This window comes from Candidatus Desulfofervidus auxilii (genome assembly GCF_001577525.1).
Lineage (GTDB): Bacteria > Desulfobacterota > Desulfofervidia > Desulfofervidales > Desulfofervidaceae > Desulfofervidus > Desulfofervidus auxilii.
This window is the reverse complement of the sequence record NZ_CP013015.1, coordinates 222,155-243,874: the sequence shown is the minus strand read 5'-3', so window position 1 is coordinate 243,874 and position 21,720 is coordinate 222,155. Positions and strand designations below refer to the sequence as shown.

Annotated in this window: 19 protein-coding genes; 16 read left to right on the top strand and 3 right to left on the bottom strand. The window is 36.7% G+C overall.

Annotation, left to right across the window (positions count from 1 at the left end):
- The first annotated feature begins 107 nt into the window (after positions 1–107).
- The 5 genes from HS1_RS01240 to HS1_RS01220 are packed head-to-tail and all read left to right on the top strand — an operon-like array spanning position 108 to position 4,614.
- Positions 108–1,112, top strand: coding sequence for a metallophosphoesterase family protein (locus HS1_RS01240; protein WP_082757533.1), 1,005 nt, complete (start codon positions 108–110; stop codon positions 1,110–1,112).
- Positions 1,113–1,142: 30 nt separating this feature from the next.
- Entirely contained in the window at positions 1,143–2,861 is a 1,719-nt protein-coding gene (locus HS1_RS01235; RefSeq protein WP_066060361.1) for a carbon starvation CstA family protein, read from the top strand.
- Positions 2,854–3,129 (top strand): DUF7990 family protein, encoded by a 276-nt coding sequence (locus HS1_RS01230; RefSeq protein ID WP_066060360.1) that lies wholly within the window; start codon positions 2,854–2,856, stop codon positions 3,127–3,129. Before HS1_RS01235 ends, HS1_RS01230 begins: the two co-directional genes overlap by 8 nt.
- Complete coding sequence (locus HS1_RS01225; protein ID WP_066060359.1) at positions 3,126–4,031, top strand: ArsA family ATPase; 906 nt, start codon at positions 3,126–3,128, stop codon at positions 4,029–4,031. Before HS1_RS01230 ends, HS1_RS01225 begins: the two co-directional genes overlap by 4 nt.
- Complete coding sequence (locus HS1_RS01220) at positions 4,021–4,614, top strand: hypothetical protein (protein ID WP_066060358.1); 594 nt, start codon at positions 4,021–4,023, stop codon at positions 4,612–4,614. Before HS1_RS01225 ends, HS1_RS01220 begins: the two co-directional genes overlap by 11 nt.
- Here the strand turns inward: HS1_RS01220 and HS1_RS01215 are convergent.
- Positions 4,587–5,363, bottom strand: a complete 777-nt coding sequence (locus HS1_RS01215) for a DUF4412 domain-containing protein (protein ID WP_066060357.1) — start codon at positions 5,361–5,363, stop codon at positions 4,587–4,589. The genes HS1_RS01220 and HS1_RS01215 overlap by 28 nt on opposite strands.
- Positions 5,364–5,405: 42 nt before the next feature.
- On the opposite strand from HS1_RS01215, the gene gcvT reads away from it, so the two are divergent.
- The 5 genes from gcvT to HS1_RS01190 are packed head-to-tail and all read left to right on the top strand — an operon-like array spanning position 5,406 to position 10,401.
- Positions 5,406–6,539 (top strand): glycine cleavage system aminomethyltransferase GcvT, encoded by a 1,134-nt coding sequence (gene gcvT, locus HS1_RS01210; protein WP_066060356.1) that lies wholly within the window; start codon positions 5,406–5,408, stop codon positions 6,537–6,539.
- A gap of 9 nt (positions 6,540–6,548) precedes the next feature.
- Entirely contained in the window at positions 6,549–6,935 is a 387-nt protein-coding gene (gcvH, locus tag HS1_RS01205; protein ID WP_066060355.1) for a glycine cleavage system protein GcvH, read from the top strand.
- On the top strand, positions 6,932–8,266 hold the full coding sequence (gcvPA, locus tag HS1_RS01200) for an aminomethyl-transferring glycine dehydrogenase subunit GcvPA (RefSeq protein ID WP_066060354.1): 1,335 nt from the start codon (positions 6,932–6,934) through the stop codon (positions 8,264–8,266). Before gcvH ends, gcvPA begins: the two co-directional genes overlap by 4 nt.
- Complete coding sequence (gene gcvPB, locus HS1_RS01195; protein ID WP_066060353.1) at positions 8,250–9,680, top strand: aminomethyl-transferring glycine dehydrogenase subunit GcvPB; 1,431 nt, start codon at positions 8,250–8,252, stop codon at positions 9,678–9,680. Before gcvPA ends, gcvPB begins: the two co-directional genes overlap by 17 nt.
- 1 nt (position 9,681) lies before the next feature.
- The gene (locus tag HS1_RS01190) at positions 9,682–10,401 is read left to right on the top strand and encodes an RNA 2'-phosphotransferase (protein WP_066060352.1); all 720 of its coding nucleotides are present in this window, start codon (positions 9,682–9,684) and stop codon (positions 10,399–10,401) included.
- Positions 10,402–10,420: 19 nt separating this feature from the next.
- Here the strand turns inward: HS1_RS01190 and uvrA are convergent, their stop codons facing one another.
- Positions 10,421–13,147 carry an excinuclease ABC subunit UvrA gene (gene uvrA, locus HS1_RS01185; protein WP_066060351.1) on the bottom strand — a complete coding sequence of 909 codons (2,727 nt, stop codon included), beginning with the start codon at positions 13,145–13,147 and terminating at the stop codon, positions 10,421–10,423.
- A gap of 168 nt (positions 13,148–13,315) precedes the next feature.
- Here uvrA and HS1_RS01180 point away from each other — a divergent pair, with 168 nt between their 5' ends.
- The 6 genes from HS1_RS01180 to glnA all read left to right on the top strand — a co-directional run bounded on the left by HS1_RS01180 (position 13,316) and on the right by glnA (position 21,375).
- On the top strand, positions 13,316–13,627 hold the full coding sequence (locus HS1_RS01180; RefSeq protein WP_245670007.1) for a nucleotidyltransferase family protein: 312 nt from the start codon (positions 13,316–13,318) through the stop codon (positions 13,625–13,627).
- On the top strand, positions 13,615–13,998 hold the full coding sequence (locus HS1_RS01175; protein ID WP_066060350.1) for an HI0074 family nucleotidyltransferase substrate-binding subunit: 384 nt from the start codon (positions 13,615–13,617) through the stop codon (positions 13,996–13,998). Before HS1_RS01180 ends, HS1_RS01175 begins: the two co-directional genes overlap by 13 nt.
- A 177-nt stretch (positions 13,999–14,175) precedes the next feature.
- A complete protein-coding gene (gene glnE / locus HS1_RS01170; protein WP_066060349.1) occupies positions 14,176–17,052 on the top strand; it encodes a bifunctional [glutamate--ammonia ligase]-adenylyl-L-tyrosine phosphorylase/[glutamate--ammonia-ligase] adenylyltransferase in 2,877 nt (958 codons plus the stop codon).
- A 12-nt stretch (positions 17,053–17,064) separates the two neighbouring features.
- Positions 17,065–17,403, top strand: a complete 339-nt coding sequence (locus tag HS1_RS01165; RefSeq protein WP_066060348.1) for a P-II family nitrogen regulator — start codon at positions 17,065–17,067, stop codon at positions 17,401–17,403.
- A gap of 1 nt (position 17,404) precedes the next feature.
- Positions 17,405–19,969 (top strand): [protein-PII] uridylyltransferase, encoded by a 2,565-nt coding sequence (gene glnD / locus HS1_RS01160; protein ID WP_066060347.1) that lies wholly within the window; start codon positions 17,405–17,407, stop codon positions 19,967–19,969.
- Positions 19,966–21,375 carry a type I glutamate--ammonia ligase gene (glnA, locus tag HS1_RS01155; protein WP_066060346.1) on the top strand — a complete coding sequence of 470 codons (1,410 nt, stop codon included), beginning with the start codon at positions 19,966–19,968 and terminating at the stop codon, positions 21,373–21,375. The genes glnD and glnA overlap by 4 nt, the downstream gene beginning before the upstream one ends.
- A gap of 40 nt (positions 21,376–21,415) precedes the next feature.
- Here glnA and HS1_RS01150 read toward each other — a convergent pair whose 3' ends face one another.
- Complete coding sequence (locus HS1_RS01150) at positions 21,416–21,712, bottom strand: MTH1187 family thiamine-binding protein (protein ID WP_066060345.1); 297 nt, start codon at positions 21,710–21,712, stop codon at positions 21,416–21,418.
- Positions 21,713–21,720: the final 8 nt, after the last annotated feature.

The window sequence follows — 21,720 nt, the reverse complement described above, 5'->3', positions numbered from 1 at the left end:
AAATATAATAATCTTTGAGGAAATTGGGAGATTAAAGGTATATCACACACATATGGTATTTCTGAAGAAAATAAATTTTTTGGACCTTCTTGGCGAAAGTCAGGTATATGAAAAAATATTTGTTTAATAAATTTATTAGTTGTATCGTAATATTAACTTTAATAGTATCAGTAGGAATAAAACTATATTCGGTCTTTACTTTTCCAGAAATTGAAGATTGGAACTATAAACAAATTAAAAAGATTGATGAAACACATAACTCGTATAGCTTTGCTGTCTTTGGAGACAATAGAGATTCAATAACAACGTTTAACAATTTAATACACAAGTTGAATAAAGATAGTATAATCTTCGCCATTGATGTAGGAGACTTAGTTGAAGACGGAGAAAAGGAAAAATTTAGATTTTTTATAAATCAAATCAAAAAAGTTAATAAGCCTTTTCTTACTGTAATTGGTAATCATGAATTACGCGAAAACGGGAGAGCCAATTATTATCAAATGTTTGGAAGATTTTATTATTCGTTTACAGTTGGTAAATCATATTTTATCATTCTTGACGATGCGAATGAGAAAAGATTAGATTTATGGCAGTTAGATTGGTTAAAAAAGGAGTTGAAAAAGTCACAATCGTATAAATACCGGTTTGTATTTATGCATGTTCCATTATATGACCCACGGAAAGGTGGAGATAAAAAAGGTCATAGTTTAAAAGATGTGACATTTGCAAGATATTTAAATAAATTATTTGATAAATATCATGTTTCAATGTTGTTTTGCTCACACATACATGGATATTACAAAGGATATTGGCAAAATACTCCCTTCATTATCACAGGAGGGGCTGGGGCTAAATTAGCCGGAACCGATCCATCCCATTATTTTTATCACTATATAAAGGTTAATATATCAGAACAAGGCGTTCAGTATGAAGTTGTAAGATTAAATACTCCTGATTTTGAATTAATTGATAGATTGCTCCATGATACTGGGATGTTTATTTATGCGTTTATTGCGATACATTTTGATATTATAATCATAATAGGATGTATTTATATTTTGATATTGCTTTATTTCAAACAAGACAAAATTAAAATAATGTATCATGCTTGACAACCTTTATCATTCATTCTAAAGGAAAGCATGCACGCAACTTTTATCCTTTGCGGCGGTTTTATCCTATATTTTCTGTTTTATAAATTGTATGGAAGTTATCTCCAAAAAAGGATTGTAGGAAGAGAAGACCAACCCCCTCCTGCCATTCGCTTACAAGATAATATAGATTTTGTCCCAACAAATAAGTATGTGCTCTTCGGCCATCACTTTGCCTCCATTGCCGGGGCTGCTCCTATTGTAGGCCCGGTTATTGCCCTTATTTGGGGATGGTTACCGGCCTTGCTCTGGATCTGGATAGGGAATGTTTTTATGGGTGCTACTCACGATTATCTTTCGCTGATGGCTTCTGTCCGTTATGATGGTCATTCAATTCAGTGGATTGCTGGTAAAGTTATTAAAAAACGCACAGGTTATTTCTTTGCCTGGTTTATTTTATTTGTTTTAATTCTCCTAGTAGCTGCCTTTGGAGCAATATTAGGTAAAATTTTTGTGGCTAAACCTCAAGTCCCTTCAACCTATTTTTTGCAAATTGTAGCTGCTTTGATTCTTGGGGTTTTACTTTATCGTCTTAGGACTCATTTTTGGTTAGCCACTTTGATGGGCATTGGTATGTTAATTGGAGCCATTATTTTAGGTATGTATTTCCCTATCAGTGCAGGTTATAAAACCTGGATGCTTGTTTTTTTCTTTTATATCATTGTGGCTGCTTCTCTACCTGTGCATGTGCTTTTGCAGCCAAGGGATTATCTCAATGCATGGTTATTGGTAGCAGGATTAATTCTGGGTGGTTTAGCTGTATTATTTTCTTTTAAAAAAATTACTTTGTTTGCATTTACCAGTTTTAATGTCCCTTTGATCGCCCATAGACCCACACCTTTTTGGCCAGTAATACCTTTGATTATTGCTTGTGGGTCTTTATCTGGATTTCATGCCTTAGTAGGTTCTGGTACCACTTCTAAACAGCTTTCTAAGGAAATAGAAGGACTTTTTATTGGTTATGGCTCTATGCTGACTGAAGGTTTTCTCTCTACCCTGGTGGTTGCAGTGGTCAGTGCTTATGGTCTTAATGTATTGGCACCTGACATTGCGATTGACCTTAAAACCAATGCATTTACCTTTGCCCAACATTATGGTAAGGCGATAAACAGTGCTGGTGGTCCGGTTGGGTTTTTCTCTAAGGCTTATGGTCTAGCGGTCCATAGTGTTTTAGGACTACCAAAAGAATTTGTTACTATCCTAGCAGCAATGTGGGTAGCCAGTTTTGCTATGACTACTTTAGATACTACTAATCGTTTAGCACGTTATACCTTAACAGAAATCTGTGAGCCTTTAAAAGAAAGTTTACCTTTTGTTTTTCAATTCATCACCAATCGTTGGACTGCTTCTTTAATTCCAGCCGCCATTGGCATCGGCTTAGCCTGGACCGGAGCATGGTCTATCATTTGGCCTGCCTTTGGAGGTGCTAATCAAATGTTGGCCTCTATTGCTTTGATGACTGTATCTGCTTGGGTAATAAGAGTGCAAAAAAAATCAGGATGGGTATGTCTCATTCCTGCTTTGTTTCTCTGGATTACTGTTACTTTGGCTATAGGTTGGTATTTATTTGTGGCTGTCCCAGTATTTATGACCAAAAATCCAGCTCAAGCTTATACCCTGGGTATTATAATCCTGATCATGCTATTTTTGGATTTTTTGCTTATCTATGACTTTTTTAAACCAACCAGGCCGGAGCTACCTAATGTTTAAAGTTTGGCAGACATTAAAGTATATACTTGGATATTTCATAGATGGTTTTAAAGAGCACAGTGTGGATATGTTGGAGAAGGAATTATATGAAATGGAAAATGCCTTTGCCTTGGTTTTGTGTGGAAGTCTAATTGGGCTTCCTGCTCCACCTCCTTTGCTGGGATTAAGCCTTTTGCCTTATTTGGAAAGGGAATTAAATATTATGTTTGCTAAATCTGCCAATTTAGATGACAAACTTGCCCAGTGGACAGATATGATAGATTTATGAAAAGGACCTTTTTCTTTCTAGGCAAAGGTGGGGTAGGGAAGTCCACCATCTCTGCTAGTTTAGCTTATTATCTCAGTAAAAAAAACCATAAAATATATTTAGGTTCTATAGACCCTGCCCATAATTTATATGACATATTTGCTTTATCTCCCTTTAAAGGTATTAAACAGATAGATTCTTCTCTCTGGTTGGAAGAGGTGGACATTGATGATTATTTAAAAAACTTTTTGAAGAAAACAGAAACACAAATGAAACAGATTTATGCCTATCTTCAAGTCTTCAATTTAGAAAAGATGTTTGACTTGATTAAAAATGCACCAGGGATGGAAGAAATGGCCATAATGTATGCCTTAAAGGATATTTTAGAAAAACAGCAAGACATGGATTATTTAATAATTGATACCCCTCCTACCGGTCTTATGCTAAAAATCTTTACCTTACCATTTGTTACTAAATTATGGTTAGAAAGGCTACTTGTTTGGCGAAAAAAGATATTACAATCTCGACAGAGTATTGCCCATATAAAGGGAAAAGACTACTTTGGCTCTAATGTTGCCATTACATTTAAAGAAGATAAGGTTTTAGCAGAACTTACTCTTCACCAGAGAACAGTGAATTTTCTACTCCATTTCTTTATAGATAAGAAAAAATCCCAGTTTTTTCTGGTTATTAACCCGGATAAACTTTCTCTTCATGAGGGAAAACGTATTGTGGAAACTTTGAATAAATTAAACATTCATATAGATTTGGTGCTTTTAAATAAAACAGGTATCACAGAAATACCTCCAGAGATTTCTTTTTTCAAAGATTTTCCCTTAAAGGAAATCCCATTTTTAAAACAAAAATTAGACAAAGAAGGTCTATTGAAACTGGCCTCATATTGGGCAAAGGATGTCTATTAGTTTTTTTCTAATATTTACTATAATAGTCGTTTTTATTTACCAATGGGGATATAGAAAAAACCTCAAATTATCCCAACACTGGGCTAAGGATTTAGAGGCGGTATTTCAGCCAAAAGAAAAGCAATATAAGTGGCTAGGAGGGGTTTTAGGCTTTATCGCTGAATATCAAGTTCCTGGTTTCAAATCCATAAAAGCAGTGCTGCGTTTGCGTCCTAGGCATAGTTTGCTTTATATACCGTTTGCCTTGCTTACTGGTTATAAAGACAAACTTCAAATTTTATTTTATCTTTCTAGAAACACAAATCAGGAATTTCATTTGCTTAAAAAGGGCCAGCATATTGAGGAAGAGAAAAGATTTAAAATAAAGGACATCAATATTTATGGGCGAGAATTTTTACTTCTTTATGAAAAAGAGTTACCTTTAACTACTATAAACCTGTTTTCTCATAGACAATTATGCTTGCTTAGGCATCTAGCCTTAATAAAGAAACAAAACATTTTATTTTTAGAGTTCCATTTTTGTCCGGCAGAAAATCAGGAAGTAATCAAGGCAGTTCAAAAACTATTTCTTACCTTTACATAGCCTCTGGGTATTTCATAAATTCCTGAAGGTGCTGATTTTTCCTTGATTTCCAATAATTCGTGAGTGATTTTTATATTGGCTCCCATGGAGCGAGAGGAACTAATATTTAATACTTGAAAACCCTTTATTTTTTCAATTTCCTTTAGTATTGATTTAAAGCCTGGTTGTTTAGACATCAAGGCTGTGCTGATTTTGCGATATTTCTCATAATCAATTTTAATATCCTTTGTAGCCCATATCTCTGAAGTAGAAATACCCATGGGCATTTTCATTTTAAGTATATATTTTCGGCAGTTCCATCCTTTGATTTTTTTCCTCTCTCCTGTATCAGTCACCGTAGCCTCCATTTGCATCATGGCTGAGGTAAATCCCTTCATAAATTCAGCCATTTCTTCAGCCTCTTTCTCTCCAGAAGCTTGTTTGGCAATAGCCTGTTCTAAAATTTTATGCATATTCCCTATAGGCATTTCCTTATAAGTTTTTCTAGTGTGGTCAATTATATACATGGCATTTTTATCCAGCCTTATAATCATTGATGTATCTTTACCCTCATTAATTCTGGCTTTATCCTGGGTCATCCAGGTAATGATAATTTCATCTTTGGCAGACATAGTTTGACCCATTACCTGATAGGCATCAGTATGCTTTTTCTCTTTTATGTAAACATCGGCCTGAACTAAGGAGGAAAAGATAAAAATTACTAAAATGAAAGAAATTCCCGTGAGCCTCAAAAAATTCTTTGTTTCCATCTTTTACCTCCTTTTCTTGGTTTATACCATAGGGGAAAATTGATGTCAAAGTTATTGTTGAAAAATAACCACTTTGGTGATAAAAGGAAACCTATGGGTTTAAGCTCTACACCCTTACTCAGTGCCCATAAGAAATTAAATGCCAAAACAACCACATTTGCAGGTTGGTTAATGCCTCTCCAATATGGGAGTATAATTGCCGAACACCTTTGGACAAGAAACTCTTGTTCTCTTTTTGATACCTGCCATATGGGAGAGTTAATTGTTTATGGAACACTAAAGGAAAACAATTTAAATAAAATTTTGCCTAATGATTTAGAAAAAATAAAGGTGGGAAAGTGTTCTTATAGCTTTATGTTGAATGAAAGAGGTGGCATAATTGATGACCTGGTAATCTATAAATTAGAAGAAGGTAAATGGATGTTGGTAGTGAATGCCGGAACCTTAGATAAAGATTATAGACATCTTAAGAGTAATATTAGGACTAGTGTAGAAAATATTTCCCCCCAGATGGCCAAGCTTGATTTGCAAGGACCGCTTTCCCGCGAAGTTTTAAGAAAATTTGTAGGGACAGAGATTGACAAGCTCAAATATTATCACTTTGATTACTTTTCTATGTTAGGAGAAAAAATTATAATCAGCCGCACAGGTTATACAGGAGAGCTTGGTTATGAATTGTATGTAAACTGTAAAAGGGTAAAAGAATTTTGGAATTCTCTTTTGACAGATGAAAGGGTCAAACCTGCTGGTTTAGGAGCAAGGGATACATTGAGGTTAGAGATGGGTTATCCTCTTTATGGTCAGGATATAACTGAAGAAACTACTCCATTAGAAGCCGGTTTAGAAAGGATTTTGGATTTTCGCAAGGAATTTGTGGGTAAGCAAGCCCTTTTGAAACAAAAGCAAATAGGGATTTCCAAAAAACTGGTATGTTTTATGACCCATTCTCGCCGTTCTCCAAGGCAAAATTATAAGTTATATTTTGAGAATCAGCAAGTTGGTTTTGTCACTAGCGGGAGTTTTTCTCCTTGTTTATCCTGTGGGATTGGTATGGGCTATATAAAGGCAGACCACGCTCAACTAGGCACAAAGGTGGTTATTAAAGGACATGCTACAGAAATGCAGGCTGTTATTACTGCTAAGCCATTTTATAAAAATGGCTCTTTAAAAAAATAGGAGATGAAAATGAATATTCCAGATGGACTTTTTTATACTAAAGACCATGAATGGATAAAAATAGAGGATGGTTTGGGCACAATAGGCATCACAGATTATGCCCAAGATGCTTTAGGTGATATTACATTTGTAGAGCTGCCAGAAATAGGGACTGAAATCAAACAATTTGAGACATTTGCTTCTGTGGAATCAGTAAAGGCAGTTTCTGATGTCTATGCCCCTATGTCAGGGAAAGTAATAAAAATAAATCAAAAACTTTCCACATCCCCTGAGCTTATTAATAAATCTCCTTATGAACAAGGTTGGTTGGTAGTGATTGAAATTTATGATGAAAGTGAAAGAGAAAAACTTATGAGGTCAAAAGACTACCAAAAATATTTAGAAGGATTGGAATGAGCTATATTCCGCATACTCCAGAAGAATTGAAACAGATGCTTAAGGTTATTGGAGTTTCTTCAGTTGAAGAGCTATTTAAAGATATAAAACCAGCACTTAGGCCAAAATCCTTTAATCTGCCAGAAGGTAAGTCTGAGTTTGAAGTTAAAGAATATTTACAAAGACTATCTCAGAAAAACAATCCCTATTTTATAAATTTTATGGGAGCAGGCTTTTATGACCATTATATACCTGCTGTGGTAGACACCTTAGTATCCAGAAGTGAGTTTTATACACCATATACTCCCTATCAGCCCGAATGCTCTCAAGGAATACTTCAGGCCATGTATGAATACCAAACAGCTATCTGTAATTTGACAGAGATGGATATAGCTAATGCCTCTCTGTATGATGGAGGCACGGCCTTATTTGAGGCAGTTATGATGTCCCTTAGAATTACCCAAAGAGATAAAATCATTGTAGATGGTGGAGTAAATCCTATTTATCAAAGAATGTTACTTACTCATACAGCCAATCTTCCCATAAAGATTGTCAGACTTCCTCCTAATATAAAAAGGGCCGATAGAGAAAAAATTTATTATCATTTAGATAAAAAAACAGCGGCTGTTGTCTTACAAAATCCCAATTTTTTTGGCAGCATTGATGACCATTCAGATATTGTAGAAAAGGCACATCAGATTGAAACCCTAGTTATAGAAAATGTGTATCCCATTTCTCTTGGACTGTTAAAGACACCTGGAGCTATGGATGTAGATATAGTAACTGCTGAAGGGCAAAGTTTGGGTATTCCTTTATCCTTTGGCGGACCCTATCTGGGGATTTTGGCTTGTAAAAAGGCATTTTTGCGAAAGATGCCTGGCCGGATTGTAGGAGCAACTGTAGATAAACAAGGCAAAAAGGGATTTGTCCTTACCCTTCAAACCCGAGAGCAACATATCAGGGGTTATAAGGCTACATCCAATATTTGCACCAATGCAGCCCTTTGTGCCTTAAGGGCCATAATCTTTCTTTGTGCTTTGGGAAAACAGGGTTTTGTGAAATTAGCTCATCTTAATTATCATAAGACTGAATTCACCAAGAAATTATTGAAAGATATCCCTGGAGTAGAAGTGGTAAATTCATCCACATTTAATGAGTTTACTGTGCGTCTTAAAAAAGATGCAACTAGTGTTCTAAAACAATTAGCAGAAAAGGGCATTATAGGGGGTGTGCCTTTAAATAGGTTTTATAAAGATATGAAAAATTATTTCTTAATTGCAGTGACCGAAAGGAGGAAAAAGGCAGAGATTTTAAAATTTGTTGAGGCATTGAAGGATGCAATTAATCTTTGAAAAAAGCGTGAAGGGCAGACATGGTGTAAAATTGCCTGAATTAGATGTGCCTGAGTCAGAAGAATTACCTCAAGCATATAGGAGAACTAAAGCGCCCTTTTTGCCAGAAGTTTCAGAACTGGACGTAATTAGACACTTCACCCGGCTTTCTCAATTGAATTATTCTATAGACACCCATTTTTATCCTCTTGGTTCCTGCACTATGAAGTATAACCCTAAATTTACTGAGGAGATAGCAAGAATTGAGCGCTTTTCCAATTTACATCCCTTACTCCCAGAGGAATTAGTCCAAGGGGCACTAGAAGTAATTTATGAAACAGAAAGGTCATTATGTGAAATCACAGGAATGGATGGGTTTAGCTTGCAGCCGTTAGCTGGTGCCCATGGAGAATTGACAGGATTACTATTAATAACCGCCTTTCATAAACATTATGGTCATCAAAAAAAATATGTTATTGTCCCTGACTCTTCTCATGGCACAAATCCTGCCTCAGCAGGAGTTTGTGGTTATGAACTCATGGTAATTCCTACTGCTAGAGATGGCTGTATGGATTTAAAAAAATATAAAGAGAAACTTAACCCAGAAGTGGCAGCTGTGATGCTTACTTGCCCTAATACTTTGGGAATTTTTAATCCACATATAATGGAAATCGCAGATTTGGCCCATCAGGCAGGTGCACTTTTATATTATGATGGAGCAAACCTCAATGCCATTATGGGAAAGATGAGACCAGGGGATGTGGGTTTTGATGTAGTGCATTTAAACTTGCATAAGACATTTGCTACCCCCCATGGAGGTGGAGGACCAGGGGCAGGGCCGATTGGTGTCAAAAAACAATTAGTTGAATTTCTGCCTATCCCAAGGATAATTAAAAAAGATGGAAAATTTAGCTTAGAATATGATAAGCCACATTCTATAGGCTTTATTGCTCCTTTTTATGGAAATTTTTTAGTCGTTTTAAAGGCCCATGCCTATATTTTGCTTTTAGGAAAGTCAGGACTTATCTCTGTAAGTGAAAAGGCTGTTTTAAATGCAAATTATATACGTGCGTTTCTCAAGGATTACTATGATTTACCCTTTGATAGGGTGTGTATGCATGAATGTGTATTTTCCGCCAAAAGACAAGCAGAAAAGGGTATTCGTGCCTTGGATATTGCCAAATATTTGATAGACAAGGGATTTCATCCACCTACCATTTATTTCCCTCCCATTGTAAAGGAAGCATTGATGATTGAACCTACAGAAACTGAATCAAAGGAAACATTGGATGAATTCATTGAGGTTATGATTGAAATTGCCAAGTTAGCAGAAGAACACCCTGATGTGTTAAAAAATACCCCTGTAACTACTCCAGTAAAGAGACTAGATGAGGTAAAAGCAGCCAGAGAATTGAAATTGAGGTGGATGGGGTAAAATGAAGCAAAGAAACTACCAAAAGACCTTAAAGGGCTTGAGTAAGTTAATGAGCTATATCCTTCGTCACCACCCTGATGAATTTGGACTAGTCTTAGACCAAGAAGGTTTTGTTTCCCTTAAAGAACTCCATCAAGCCATCATTGAAGAAAAAGGATGGTCTTTTGTGCGCATCTCTCATATTAAAGATATAGTTAATTTTAATGATAAACAACGGTTTGAAATAAGAGGAGATAAAATTAGGGCTAGTTATGGACATTCCTTAGCAGTGCAACTTGATTATCAATCAGTTATACCTCCTAAGTTGCTCTACCATGCTACTACCCGCAAGGCTTATCCCCATATTTTAGAAAAAGGGCTTCTACCTATGGGTAGGCAATATGTTCACCTCACTATAGATAAAGAACTTTCTTTACGTATTGGGAAAAGGCGTGATAAAAAGCCTGTGCTTTTAGAAATTCAGGCAAAAAGAGCGGCTGAAGCAGGTATAGAATTTTATTGTCCCAATGAATTGATATATCTGGTAAAAACCTTACCTCCTCAATATATTTCAGGGCCACCCTTACATAAAATACAAATTAAAATTCCACAAAAACCAGCTCATCCATCTATTCAAGTTACACCTGGTTCTTTCTTACTTACAGAAGACATGATTATTAAAGAAAAACAGAGTAGGGCAGAGCGTTACGCCCGAAAAAAATTGAAGAAGAAAAAACCTTGATGATTTATGAAAATGAAGGTCAGTAATTACACATTAGGGATTTTCTTAAGCACTGCCCTGTATAACTCCTTTCTATTCTTACTATCTCCTCAGGTGTGCCTGAGGCTATAATTTCTCCACCTTCTGGTCCGCCTTCAGGCCCCAAGTCAATCACATAGTCAGCATTTTTGATTACTTCCAGATTGTGCTCTATAACAATTAAAGAATGTCCTTTATTTAACAAGTTTTCCAAGCTTTTTAAAAGATATTCAATCTCTGCCAGATGAAGACCCACGGTAGGTTCATCAAAAATAAAAAGACATGGTCCTTTATCCATTTTAAAATACTTAGCCAACTTGAGTCGTTGGGCCTCACCTGCAGAAAGGGTGTTAATGGGTTGACCTAGACGAAGATAATCCAGCCCAATATCTATTAAAGGTAAAAATTGTTCCCTAATTTTGGGATGTTCAGCAAAAAACTTCATACTTTGCTTGAAGGTCATATTTAGCACATCTGCTATATTTTTTCCTTTATAAGTGATTTCTAATATCTCTGGTTGATAACGCTGTCCTTTACAAGCAGGACAGGTCAAATACACATCTGAAAGAAATTGCATCTCTATCCTTTCAAAACCTGCCCCTTGACATACCTTACACCTTCCCCCTGGACTATTAAAGGAGAAAGTTCCAGGGGTATAGCCCTTTAGCTTTGCCTCTGGTAATGAGGCAAAAAAATTACGAATAGCCGAAAATATTCCTAGATAAGTAGCGGGATTGGCCCTGGGTGTTTTTCCAATGGGTGTCTGGTCTATCAAGATTACATCATCTATATACTCTAAACCGACTATTTTATGGTATTTCCCTGGGACTCCTCTAAAATCTCCTTTTTCTTTTTTTATACCCTTATAAATGATTTCATAAGCTAGCGTGCTTTTTCCTGCCCCAGAAACCCCGGTCAAACAAACCATCACTCCTAAAGGGATACAAACATTTATATTTTTTAAATTGTGGGCAGCGGCCCCTTTTATTTCTAACCATCTCCTGGGCTTACGCTTCTTAAAAGACAAAGATATTTGTTTCTTTCCACTGATATATTTACCAGTAATGGACTTATTGGCCTTTAAAAGTCCGTTTAACTTTCCAAAATATACTATTTTACCTCCATCTTCTCCTGCACCTGGGCCTAAATCCAATATATAATCAGCCGCCTTGATGATGTCAGGGTCATGTTCTACCACTACCACTGTATTTTCTTTGCTTAAATCCTTTAAAATTTTTATCAGACGTTTGTTATCTCTGGGATGAAGACCTACCGTAGGTTCATCTAAAACAAAAAGCATATTTACTAGAGAAGAACCTGATGCACGGGTTAGATTTACTCTAGCCACTTCTCCGCCTGAAAGGGTGCGAGACTGTCTATCTAAAGTAAGATAGCCTACCCCTGCTTCTTTTAAATAGTGCAAACGATGGGTAATTTCATTTAAGAGCAATTTCACAGCTGGGTCGTGTTCTCCTTCTGGAAAGGATTGAGAGAAAAATTCATAGGCCTCATCAATAGTCATGGCATAAATCTGGGCAATGTTTTTCCCTTTTAATCGATAAAATAAAACCTCTTTTTTAAAACGCGTGCCCCCACAATCAGGACAAGTGAAATATCCCCGATAACGCGAAAGAAATACCCGCACATGCATCTTATAAATCTTTGTTTCCAGCCAACGGAAAAAGCCTTTAATTCCATAAAAGCCGTGTCCTCCTTGGATAATGTCTTTTTGAGCCTTTGGAGACAATTGGCAAAAAGGAATGTCAGTAGGAATACCTCGGGAGTTACAAAATGAGATTAAATCTTGATACTCATAACTCCCTTTTTTCCATATTTTAATAGCTCCATCAGCCAGGCTTTTATTTTTGTCAGGAATAACTAAGTCTAAATCATAATCGATAACACGGCCAAAGCCTTTACAGGTCTCGCAGGCCCCTAAAGGGCTATTAAAAGAGAAAAAATTGGGAAGGGGCAATCTATATTTAATACCACAATAAGGACAGGCATAGTTTCTGCTAAATTTAAGCATTTTCTCGGGTATAATTTGAATGGTTACTTCTCCTTGACCAAAATTCATGGCCATTTCTATGGCCTCTAGTAATCGGGCTTGATTTTTAGGTTCTATACTTAATCTGTCCACTACTACATAGACCTGTTCAGTTTCTTTAAAATCCACTTCTTCTATGTTTTTTATCTCTCCTTTTTCCCAAATGCGGTCAAAGCCTAAGCGCTGTAACTCTTTCTTTTTCTCTAAGGTTAAAATGCTAGGGAAAAAAACAATTCCTCGTTTTCCCAGTGCATTAGTTAACAAAGTTTTTGCAATTTTTTGAGGAGTGTCTTTCGTTACAGGACGTCCGCAATGTGGACAATATAAAACGGCCAGATGAACAAAAAGTAGTTTTACAAAATCAGTCATTTCTGTCATGGTGCCTACTGTAGAACGTGAGGTTTTTACAGTTTGCCGCTGGTCAATGGCGATGGCTGGTAGTATGCCTTCAATTTTTTCTACCGCAGGGCGATCCATACGTTCCATAAACTGTCGGGCATAGGGAGAAAAAGTCTCAACATAACGACGTTGTCCTTCTGCATAAAGGACATCATAAGCCAAAGAGGACTTTCCTGCTCCACTCACTCCTGTAATTACCGTCAGAGTATTCAAAGGTAGATCAAAACTGATATGTTTTAAATTGTGCTGTGAGGCTCCAATAACCCGGATATATGAAGACATAAATTAAAAATATCATGAATAAAAATAGGGTCAACAAGGTGTAATGACCCCCTCCAGGGTGGACATATTTTAGCCCATTTTAAGGTACCTGTCTGCCGACAGGCAGGGAGGTCATTATACCCAAAAAGCAGGAGGCTTTGACAGTACATAGAACTAATGCTATATTTTATGAAGAAATTAGAGGACACAATGAAAGATTCTATTGAAAAGCTCAAAGAAGTTTTTTTAAACTTTCTTAAAGATGAAGATGTAAAGATTATATTGTTTGGTTCGAGAGCAAGAGGAGATTTTGTAAATACCTCCGATGTTGATGTTGGCATAATCACAGGTAAAAGGTTCAACAAGAAAAAATTGATTTTATTGCGTGAATACATAGAGGAACTAAATATTCCATATAAGGTAGAAATTGTGGACTTTTCTGCCGTATCAGAAGAGTTTAAAAAAATAGCCCTAAAGGAAGCAATAGTTTGGAAAGACTAAAAATAAGATATGAAGATACTAAAAGGGCAATTAGGACACTAAGGGATATATTGCAGCAACCCTACTCTATCATAGTGAGAGATGCAGCAATACAAAGATTTGAGTATACCTTTGAGGCACTTTGGAAATTTATCAAAGAATATTTAAAGGTAAAAGAGGGAATAATTTGCCATTCCCCAAAATCTTGTTTTAGGGAAATATTTACTATAGGCATGATAAAAGAGGATGAGACTATTAAACTTCTTGAAATGACTGATGATAGGAACATGACATCACATACCTATAAGGAAGAGGTTGCCCAAATTATATATGGAAAGTTAAAAGACTACAGTGAATTAATAGAAGGTGTAATAAGGCATTTTGAAGTTTAACCTCATTATGGAATCCAGCATGTGTCCTGCCCAAAATCCGTGATTACTCTATAAAAAGTTCATAATTAAAGATCAACGCCTAAATTTTGGGGAATGTTCAAGGTAAGATTCAGGGTTTTTATCTACCTCTTTACAATTTTTATGTAATCTGGGATTATCTTTTTAAAGGAAAGAACTATGAGTGAAGATATTTATAAAACCCTTTCCCATCACATCTTGTGGCCTTATGGTGAAATTGCCTTTAAGAGGTTATTAGAAAAACAAACACCTGAAGTAATAGATTTTTTCAATGCGCATCCAGAGCAGGCCAAGCAATTGTTGAAAATTTGTGTGAGTTCACCATATTTGGTCAATTTATTGGTAAAAGAACCTGATTTAGTTAATTGGCTGTTTTTGAAAGAGGCCATTTTACAGAAAAAAACAAAAGACGATTTCCTTAAAGAATTGAGATGTTTTATTTCTCAAGAGGATTTTCCCAAAAGTCTTAGGGATTTTAAGGCAAGGGAATACCTTCGTCTTTGGGCGAGAGATGTCAACCGATTATGTCCCTTAGAGGAAAATTTGGCTGAATTAAGCGACTTGGCAGAGGCCTGTCTCCAAGCCTGCTATGAGCATGCCCTTATTATATTGTCATTTAAAATACCTCCTTCTACCAAATTTTTTATTCTAGGACTGGGCAAGTTAGGGGCAAGGGAGCTCAATTTTTATTCTGATATTGACCTTATCTATGTCTATGATGCTCCTTTTCAACCTCCACCAGAAGTGCATAGGTCTTTTATTAAGCTTGCAGAGACCATCACAAAACTCCTTCAGGATCTTAGTTATGGAGAAGAGGTCTTTAAAGTAGATTTAAATTTACGTCCAGGAGGAAAAGAGAGTGAGATTGTCCAATCTACAACTGCTATAGAAATCTTTTATGAAACGTTTGGAAGGGCCTCAGAAAGATTGGCCTTATTACGTGCCCGCCCTGTAGCTGGGGACATAAAAAGAGGAGAGGCATTTTTATACAGCCTCACTCCCTTTATTTATCGCCGTTATCTGGATTATTCAGGCATAGAAGAAATTAGGCTGTTAAAAAAGGCATTGGATTTAAAGAGTAGTAGTCAGGAAAGGTTTAATATAAAATTAGGTAAAGGAGGTATAAGAGAATTAGAGTTTTTTGTCCATGCCTTACAACTTATCTATGCAGGAAAGATTCCCAATCTGCGTCAGTATAATACCTTTAAAACCATTTCTGTGCTTAAAGAACAAGGGATTGTTTCACCAGAAGATGCTCAAAGATTAGCCCGTGCTTACCGCTACCTACGCCGATTAGAACACCATTGTCAAATGCTCACCCATTCTCAGACTCATACCTTACCCTTAGATAAAAACAGCCTATTAAAGATTGTGCGTTTGATGGGATATGTTCATAAGGATGAAGGAGAAGCACTAAATATGTTTTATTTTCAATTAGGTAAGATGACTTCCTTTGTTCATCATCTCTTTAAGACCCTTTTGCATACAGAAGAGACGGAAACCAAAGAGTTTTCATTAAAAGGGCTGTTTACTGACCCCAAGCTAAAGGAAGAGGGAATTGCTTATTTAGAAAAATTAGGTTTTAAAAGGCCGAAAGTCGCTTATGAGTGTATTTCTAATTTGAAGGGTATTTTTAAAACACCATATATTTCTGAACGGGCACATAATCTTTTTATTTCTATTTTGCCTGAGATGTTAATTGAGATTTCTCAAACCATCAATCCTGATCTAGGCTTGCTTCACTTAGAGGAATTTATCTCTCGCATTGGTCCTAGAGCCGGTCTTTATGCCCTATTAAAAGAAAACCCCCATTTAAGAAAGCTACTTTTACAAATTTTTGGGGCAAGCAAATTTTTGTCAACATTATTCATTAAACACTTTCAGTTATTTGATAATTTAATTGAGGCCTCGGAGTCTATCCCTGTTAAGACTGAAAGTAAACTCAAAGAGGCATTAAATGTGGCTATCCGAGATAAAACTGATTTAGAGGAAAAAATAGAGGCTTTAAGGCGTTTCAAAAATGAAGAGGTGCTCCGAATAGGCTTTCATGACTTGGCAGGTAGATTGAGTTATTTAAGGGTATCACAGCAGTTGAGTCTGGTGGCTGAATTGTGTTTAAAACAGGCTCTCTTTTGGGCAAAGGAGGAAGTAAATAGGACATTTTCTTCCCTAAATTTGCCCTTTATTATTGTGGTTTTAGGAAAATTGGGCAGTCAGGAGATGGCCTATGAATCAGACTTGGATTTGCTCTTTATTTATGACTATCCACAGGATGCGGAACTATCTCTCAAGCAAAATGCCCATGTCTACTTTGTTAAAGTAGCCCAAAGGCTTATCTCTATACTTACTTTGCCTCACACAGTCGGACCAGGTTATAAAGTAGACACTCGTTTACGCCCTTCTGGTAGATTTGGCCCATTGGTAGTGTCTTTAGAGTCCTTTAAATCCTATTATCAAAATCAAGCACAGCCTTGGGAATTTCAGACTCTACTTAAGGCTAGAGCTATAATTGAGAATGATTTATCAGAAAAATGGGAAATTTTACGACAAGATTTAGTTTATGGAAAGGAGGTTGATTGGAAGGAAGAAATCAGAAACATGCGTGAACGTATTTTGAAGGAAAGGGCAGGGGAGGAAAATGATAAGTTTAATCTCAAGGTTGGCAAAGGTGGTCTTATAGAAATAGAGTTTTTAACCCAGTATTTACAGCTCACTTATGGGAGAGAATATTCTATGATACGTCATCGTCATACCTTAGAAGCACTAAAGGCCATTAGGTCGGGAGGATTACTTAAAGAAAAAGAAGCAAATGTGCTAATAGAAGGTTATAATTTCTTAAAGGCCTTGGAACATCGGCTAAACCTGCTTTATGGTCGTCCTTCAGATACACTCCTTTCTTCCAATGATTTAAGAGAACTCTGGCAACATTGGGGATTGGGAAAGCCACCTTTTAAAATTTCAGTAACTGAGGTAGTAAGTTATACCCAAGGATTAAGGCAGAAGGTGAGAGATGTTTGGGAGAAAATAATGGATTAGGAGGGAAATAGAATGAAGAAAATAGAGGCCATTATTAAACCTTTTAAACTAGATGAAGTAAAAGAGGCCTTAACAGAAATTGGCATTCAAGGAATGACAGTGACAGAGGTGAGGGGATTTGGACGTCAAAAGGGACATACTGAAATTTACCGAGGGGCAGAATATGTAGTGGACTTTCTACCCAAGATAAAGATTGAAATTGTAGTCCCAGATAACTTGGTCTTAAAAACCTTAGAAATTATCCAACATAGTGCCTCCACAGGAAAGATGGGGGATGGAAAAATTTTTGTCTTTCCTGTAGATGAGGCGGTTCGTATCCGGACAGGAGAAAGAGGAGAAGACGCCCTTTAAAATGATTGATTTGGTTAAGGAAAGGGAGGAACTTATTAAAAAACACCTGGCAGGGGCTAGTGGGATAGAAATTGTCAATGGTTATACACAGGTAGTAGATAAATTTATTAAGGAGCAATGGGAGAGACTAATCCCTAAAACGGTAGTGGATGAAGTCGCAATTATAGCCATTGGTGGCTATGGAAGAAAGGAAATGAGTTTTTATTCTGATGCGGATTTACTTATCTTGCATGTAGAAAAGCCATCGGCTATTCTGAAAGATGCGATTGTGCATTTTGTTCAATCCTTGTGGGACAATAAACTCAAATTGGACCATAGCTTTCGCACTATAGAAGAATGTCTGCAAATAGCAAAAAGTGATTTCTTTGCCTTTATGGCCATGCTTACACCACGCTTTTTAGGTGGGAATCATGCCCTATTTGACCAGCTTATACAGAAACTGAATAAATATCTTATCATTCCACATCGGCAGCAGATTTTAAAAAATATATGGGAAAGGAGAGAAAAACGCCATCAACATTATAACCAACATGCCTATCTTTTAGAACCACATATTAAAGAAGGTAGCGGGGGATTACGAGATATACATACTCTCAGATGGGCAACCATTGTAGCCTTTGGACAGGAAGAATTACCTGTTTTTTCTCCTAAAGAAAAAGAACAGCTAGGAGAGGCCCTAGATTTTCTCTGGCGAGTGAGAAATCACTTACACTATTTAAGTAAGCGTGAAAATGATGAGTTATCCTTTGTTTATCAAGAGAAAATTGCCCACTTTTTAGGATTTAAAGACTCACCTCGGATTAAAGCAGTGGAGAATTTCATGCGGGCATTTTTTACTCATACCTTTGAAGTAAAACATATTACTCGCCTGTTCTTTAACTACATTTGGGAAGAGCAGAAATCCTCTTTTTTCTTTTATCAAAGAAAGATACTTGCCCCAGGGATAGATCTTTGTGATGGTCAGATTAGGGTAGATAATAAAGAGGTGTTTTTGAAACAGCCAGCCTTACTGATTAAAGTTTATACTTGGGCAGCAAATCTAGATGCAAGTTTCTCTTTCAATACCCAAATTTTGCTTTCCAAGGCTGTTGAAGAGCTAAAAGGCTATCTTTCTGAAGATATAGGAGTGCGTGATGCCTTCTTGGAATTCTTAAATACTCAAAAAGATATCTTACCCTTTTTGGAAGACATGACCTATCAAGGTTTATTTTGTGCCATTTTCCCTGAATGGCATAATATATTACATTTGCCTCAACACAATCTTTATCATATTTATACTGTGGATTTACATGCCTTTCATACTGTAGAGGAAGTAAAACGATTAAGACAAGGAAAATATAAAGATAAATATCCCATTTTTACTAAAGTAGCTCAAACATGCGATGATTTGGACACCTTGCTTCTTGCAGCCCTGTTCCACGATTTTGGAAAAGGGATTGGACCTCCCCATGAGGAAACAGGGGCTAATGAGACAGAAAAGATTTTAAAACGCTGGCGGTTTCCGCAGAAAATATGTGAAAATATCATTTGGTTGATTCGTCACCACCTCCTGTTATCTCACATTGCCCAACGGCGAGATATAGGGGAGGAAAAGATTATTATAGATACAGCCCAGATAGTGGGGGATACAAATAGATTAAAAATGCTTTATGTGCTTACCTTTGCCGATGCTAAGGCTACTGGTCCCCGTGCTTTTACGGATTGGAAAATGACCTTAATTACAGAACTCTTTTTAAAACTAGAGCGGGTGTTAGAAAAAGGAGAATTCAGTCAGGCAGATATTTGGACTATGCTTCAGGAAATTAAAGAAGCGCTGATTTTACGCCTATCTCAGCAGTATTCTCAAAAGGAGGCAGAACATCTTTTTGAAGTTTTACCTCATCGTTATCTACTTGGCACATCACTTGAGGATATCTTATTTCATTTAAAACTTGTCCATAAACTTAATGGAGAACCCCTAGTTCTACATTGGGAGGGGACTTCACAACCTCAATACTACAAAGTCACAATTGCTACTTGGGATGCACCTGGTTTATTTGCCAAAATGGCAGGTGTTCTTTCTTTAGAAGGATTTAATATTGTCAATGCTCAAGCCCATACTTGGAAGAACAAAATAGCCTTAGATACCTTCTGGGTAAGTACCAAAAGTGAAAGGGAAAGGATGCCTCAAAAGTGGAAAAATGTGGAAGAGAGATTATATCAGGCAATCAAAGGGGAAATTGACTTAGAAAAGCTTCTAGAGGCCAAATATTACATTAGTGAAGTCTTTATGAAAAGAGGTTTACCCCAAGTTGAAACCGAGATAAAACTAGATAATGAAACATCAGATTTCTATACTATTGTGGAAGTATATACTGCCGATAGACCAGCTCTTCTTTTTAAGTTGGCCCAGTGTTTATTTAAATTAGAATTAAACATCCATATTGCCAAAATTTCTACTCGTCTAGACCAAGTAGTGGATGTTTTTTATATAGAAGAAAAAGGAGGAGGAAAGGTGAGAAGTCCACAGCGCATCTCACTGATAAAATATACCCTTAAGACAATATTAAAGGAGGAAAAGCAATGACACCAAAAGAGGCCATAGAATTTGCCAAGGAAAATGGAGCAAAGATGGTAGATTTGAAATTTTGTGATTTATTAGGTACATGGCAACATTTTTCTGTGCCTATTAGCTGTTTAAATGAGGAAAGTTTTGAAGAAGGTTTTGGTTTTGATGGCTCCAGCATGCGTGGTTGGCAGGTCATCCATGCCAGTGACATGCTGGTGATGCCAGATCCTAATACAGTCTTCATGGAACCATTTTGTGAGCAACCTACAATTAGTTTCATTTGTAATGTTGTTGACCCTATTACCAAAGAAGCCTATTCACGTGACCCTAGATATATTGCTCAGAAAGCCGAAATTTATTTAAAATCCACTGGATTGGCTGACACTGCTTATTTTGGGCCTGAGGCAGAATTTTTTATTTTTAATGATATTCGTTTTGACCAAAATGAACGCTGTGGTTACTACTTTATAGATTCTATTGAAGGACGTTGGAATTCTGGGCGGGAAGAGAATCCTAATTTAGGATATAAACCTAGGTATAAAGAAGGTTATTTCCCGGTACCACCCATGGACAAGTTCCAAGACTTAAGAACAGAGATGGTTTTAGAAATGCAGAAGGTTGGTGTAGTGGCGGAATGTCAGCATCACGAGGTAGCTACTGGGGGGCAGGCAGAGATTGATATGCGGTTTGCTCCTTTGGTAAAGATGGGCGATAATTTAATGAAATATAAGTATGTAATCAAAAATGTAGCCATGAGGAAAGGCTTTACAGTTACTTTTATGCCCAAGCCTATCTTTAATGACAATGGTTCGGGAATGCATGTGCATCAAAGTCTCTGGAAAGATGGACAAAATCTTTTTGCTGGTGATAGATATGGTGGCTTAAGTGAACTGGCATTTTATTATATTGGTGGCATCTTAAAACACGCTCCTGCTCTTTGTGCCTTTACTAACCCCATAACCAACTCTTATAAGCGACTGGTGCCTGGTTTTGAAGCACCTGTAAATTTGGCCTATAGCAGCCGAAACAGAAGTGCAGCAGTGCGAATCCCCATGTATTCACCCTCTCCAAAAGAAAAAAGGGTTGAAGTCCGCTTTCCCGACCCTTCTTGTAATGGCTATTTAGCCTTTGCTGCTATGTTAATGGCAGGACTTGATGGAATTGAAAATAAAATCCATCCGGGTGAACCATTAGATAAAGACATTTATTCCCTCACTCCAGAAGAACTAAAAGGTGTCCCTTCTACCCCTGGTTCTTTAGAAGAAGCAATCAAGGCCTTAGAAGAAGATTATGAATTTTTGCTTAAAGGAAATGTTTTTACCGAAGACGTGATTGAAAAATGGATTGAGCGTAAAAGATTTGAAGCTTCTGAAATTCAACTGCGGCCACATCCTTGGGAATTTGCCCTCTATTATGATATTTAATCCTTTGGCTGAGGCTAGAAATTTTATCTGGTCTCAGCTTCTATAACTTCTCTTTCACTGACTGAACTTTGCTTTCTATAGTAACAGGTTTATCACGACGGTCATCAATTTTTATGGTAGTTACTACACGCTGAACATCTTTTTTGAAACAGGCTTCGTGCATTTGACGCACTATATCCATAATAGTATCCAAATCTCCCTCTATCACTGTTCCCATGGGTGTGATAGTGTATTTTAATCCTGCTTTTTGTAAAGGCTTAAGACTCATTGCTATATGTTCACTTACACTGGGTGTAGATGTGCCTAATGGAATAATACTAATTTCAACTAAAGCCATATTTACCC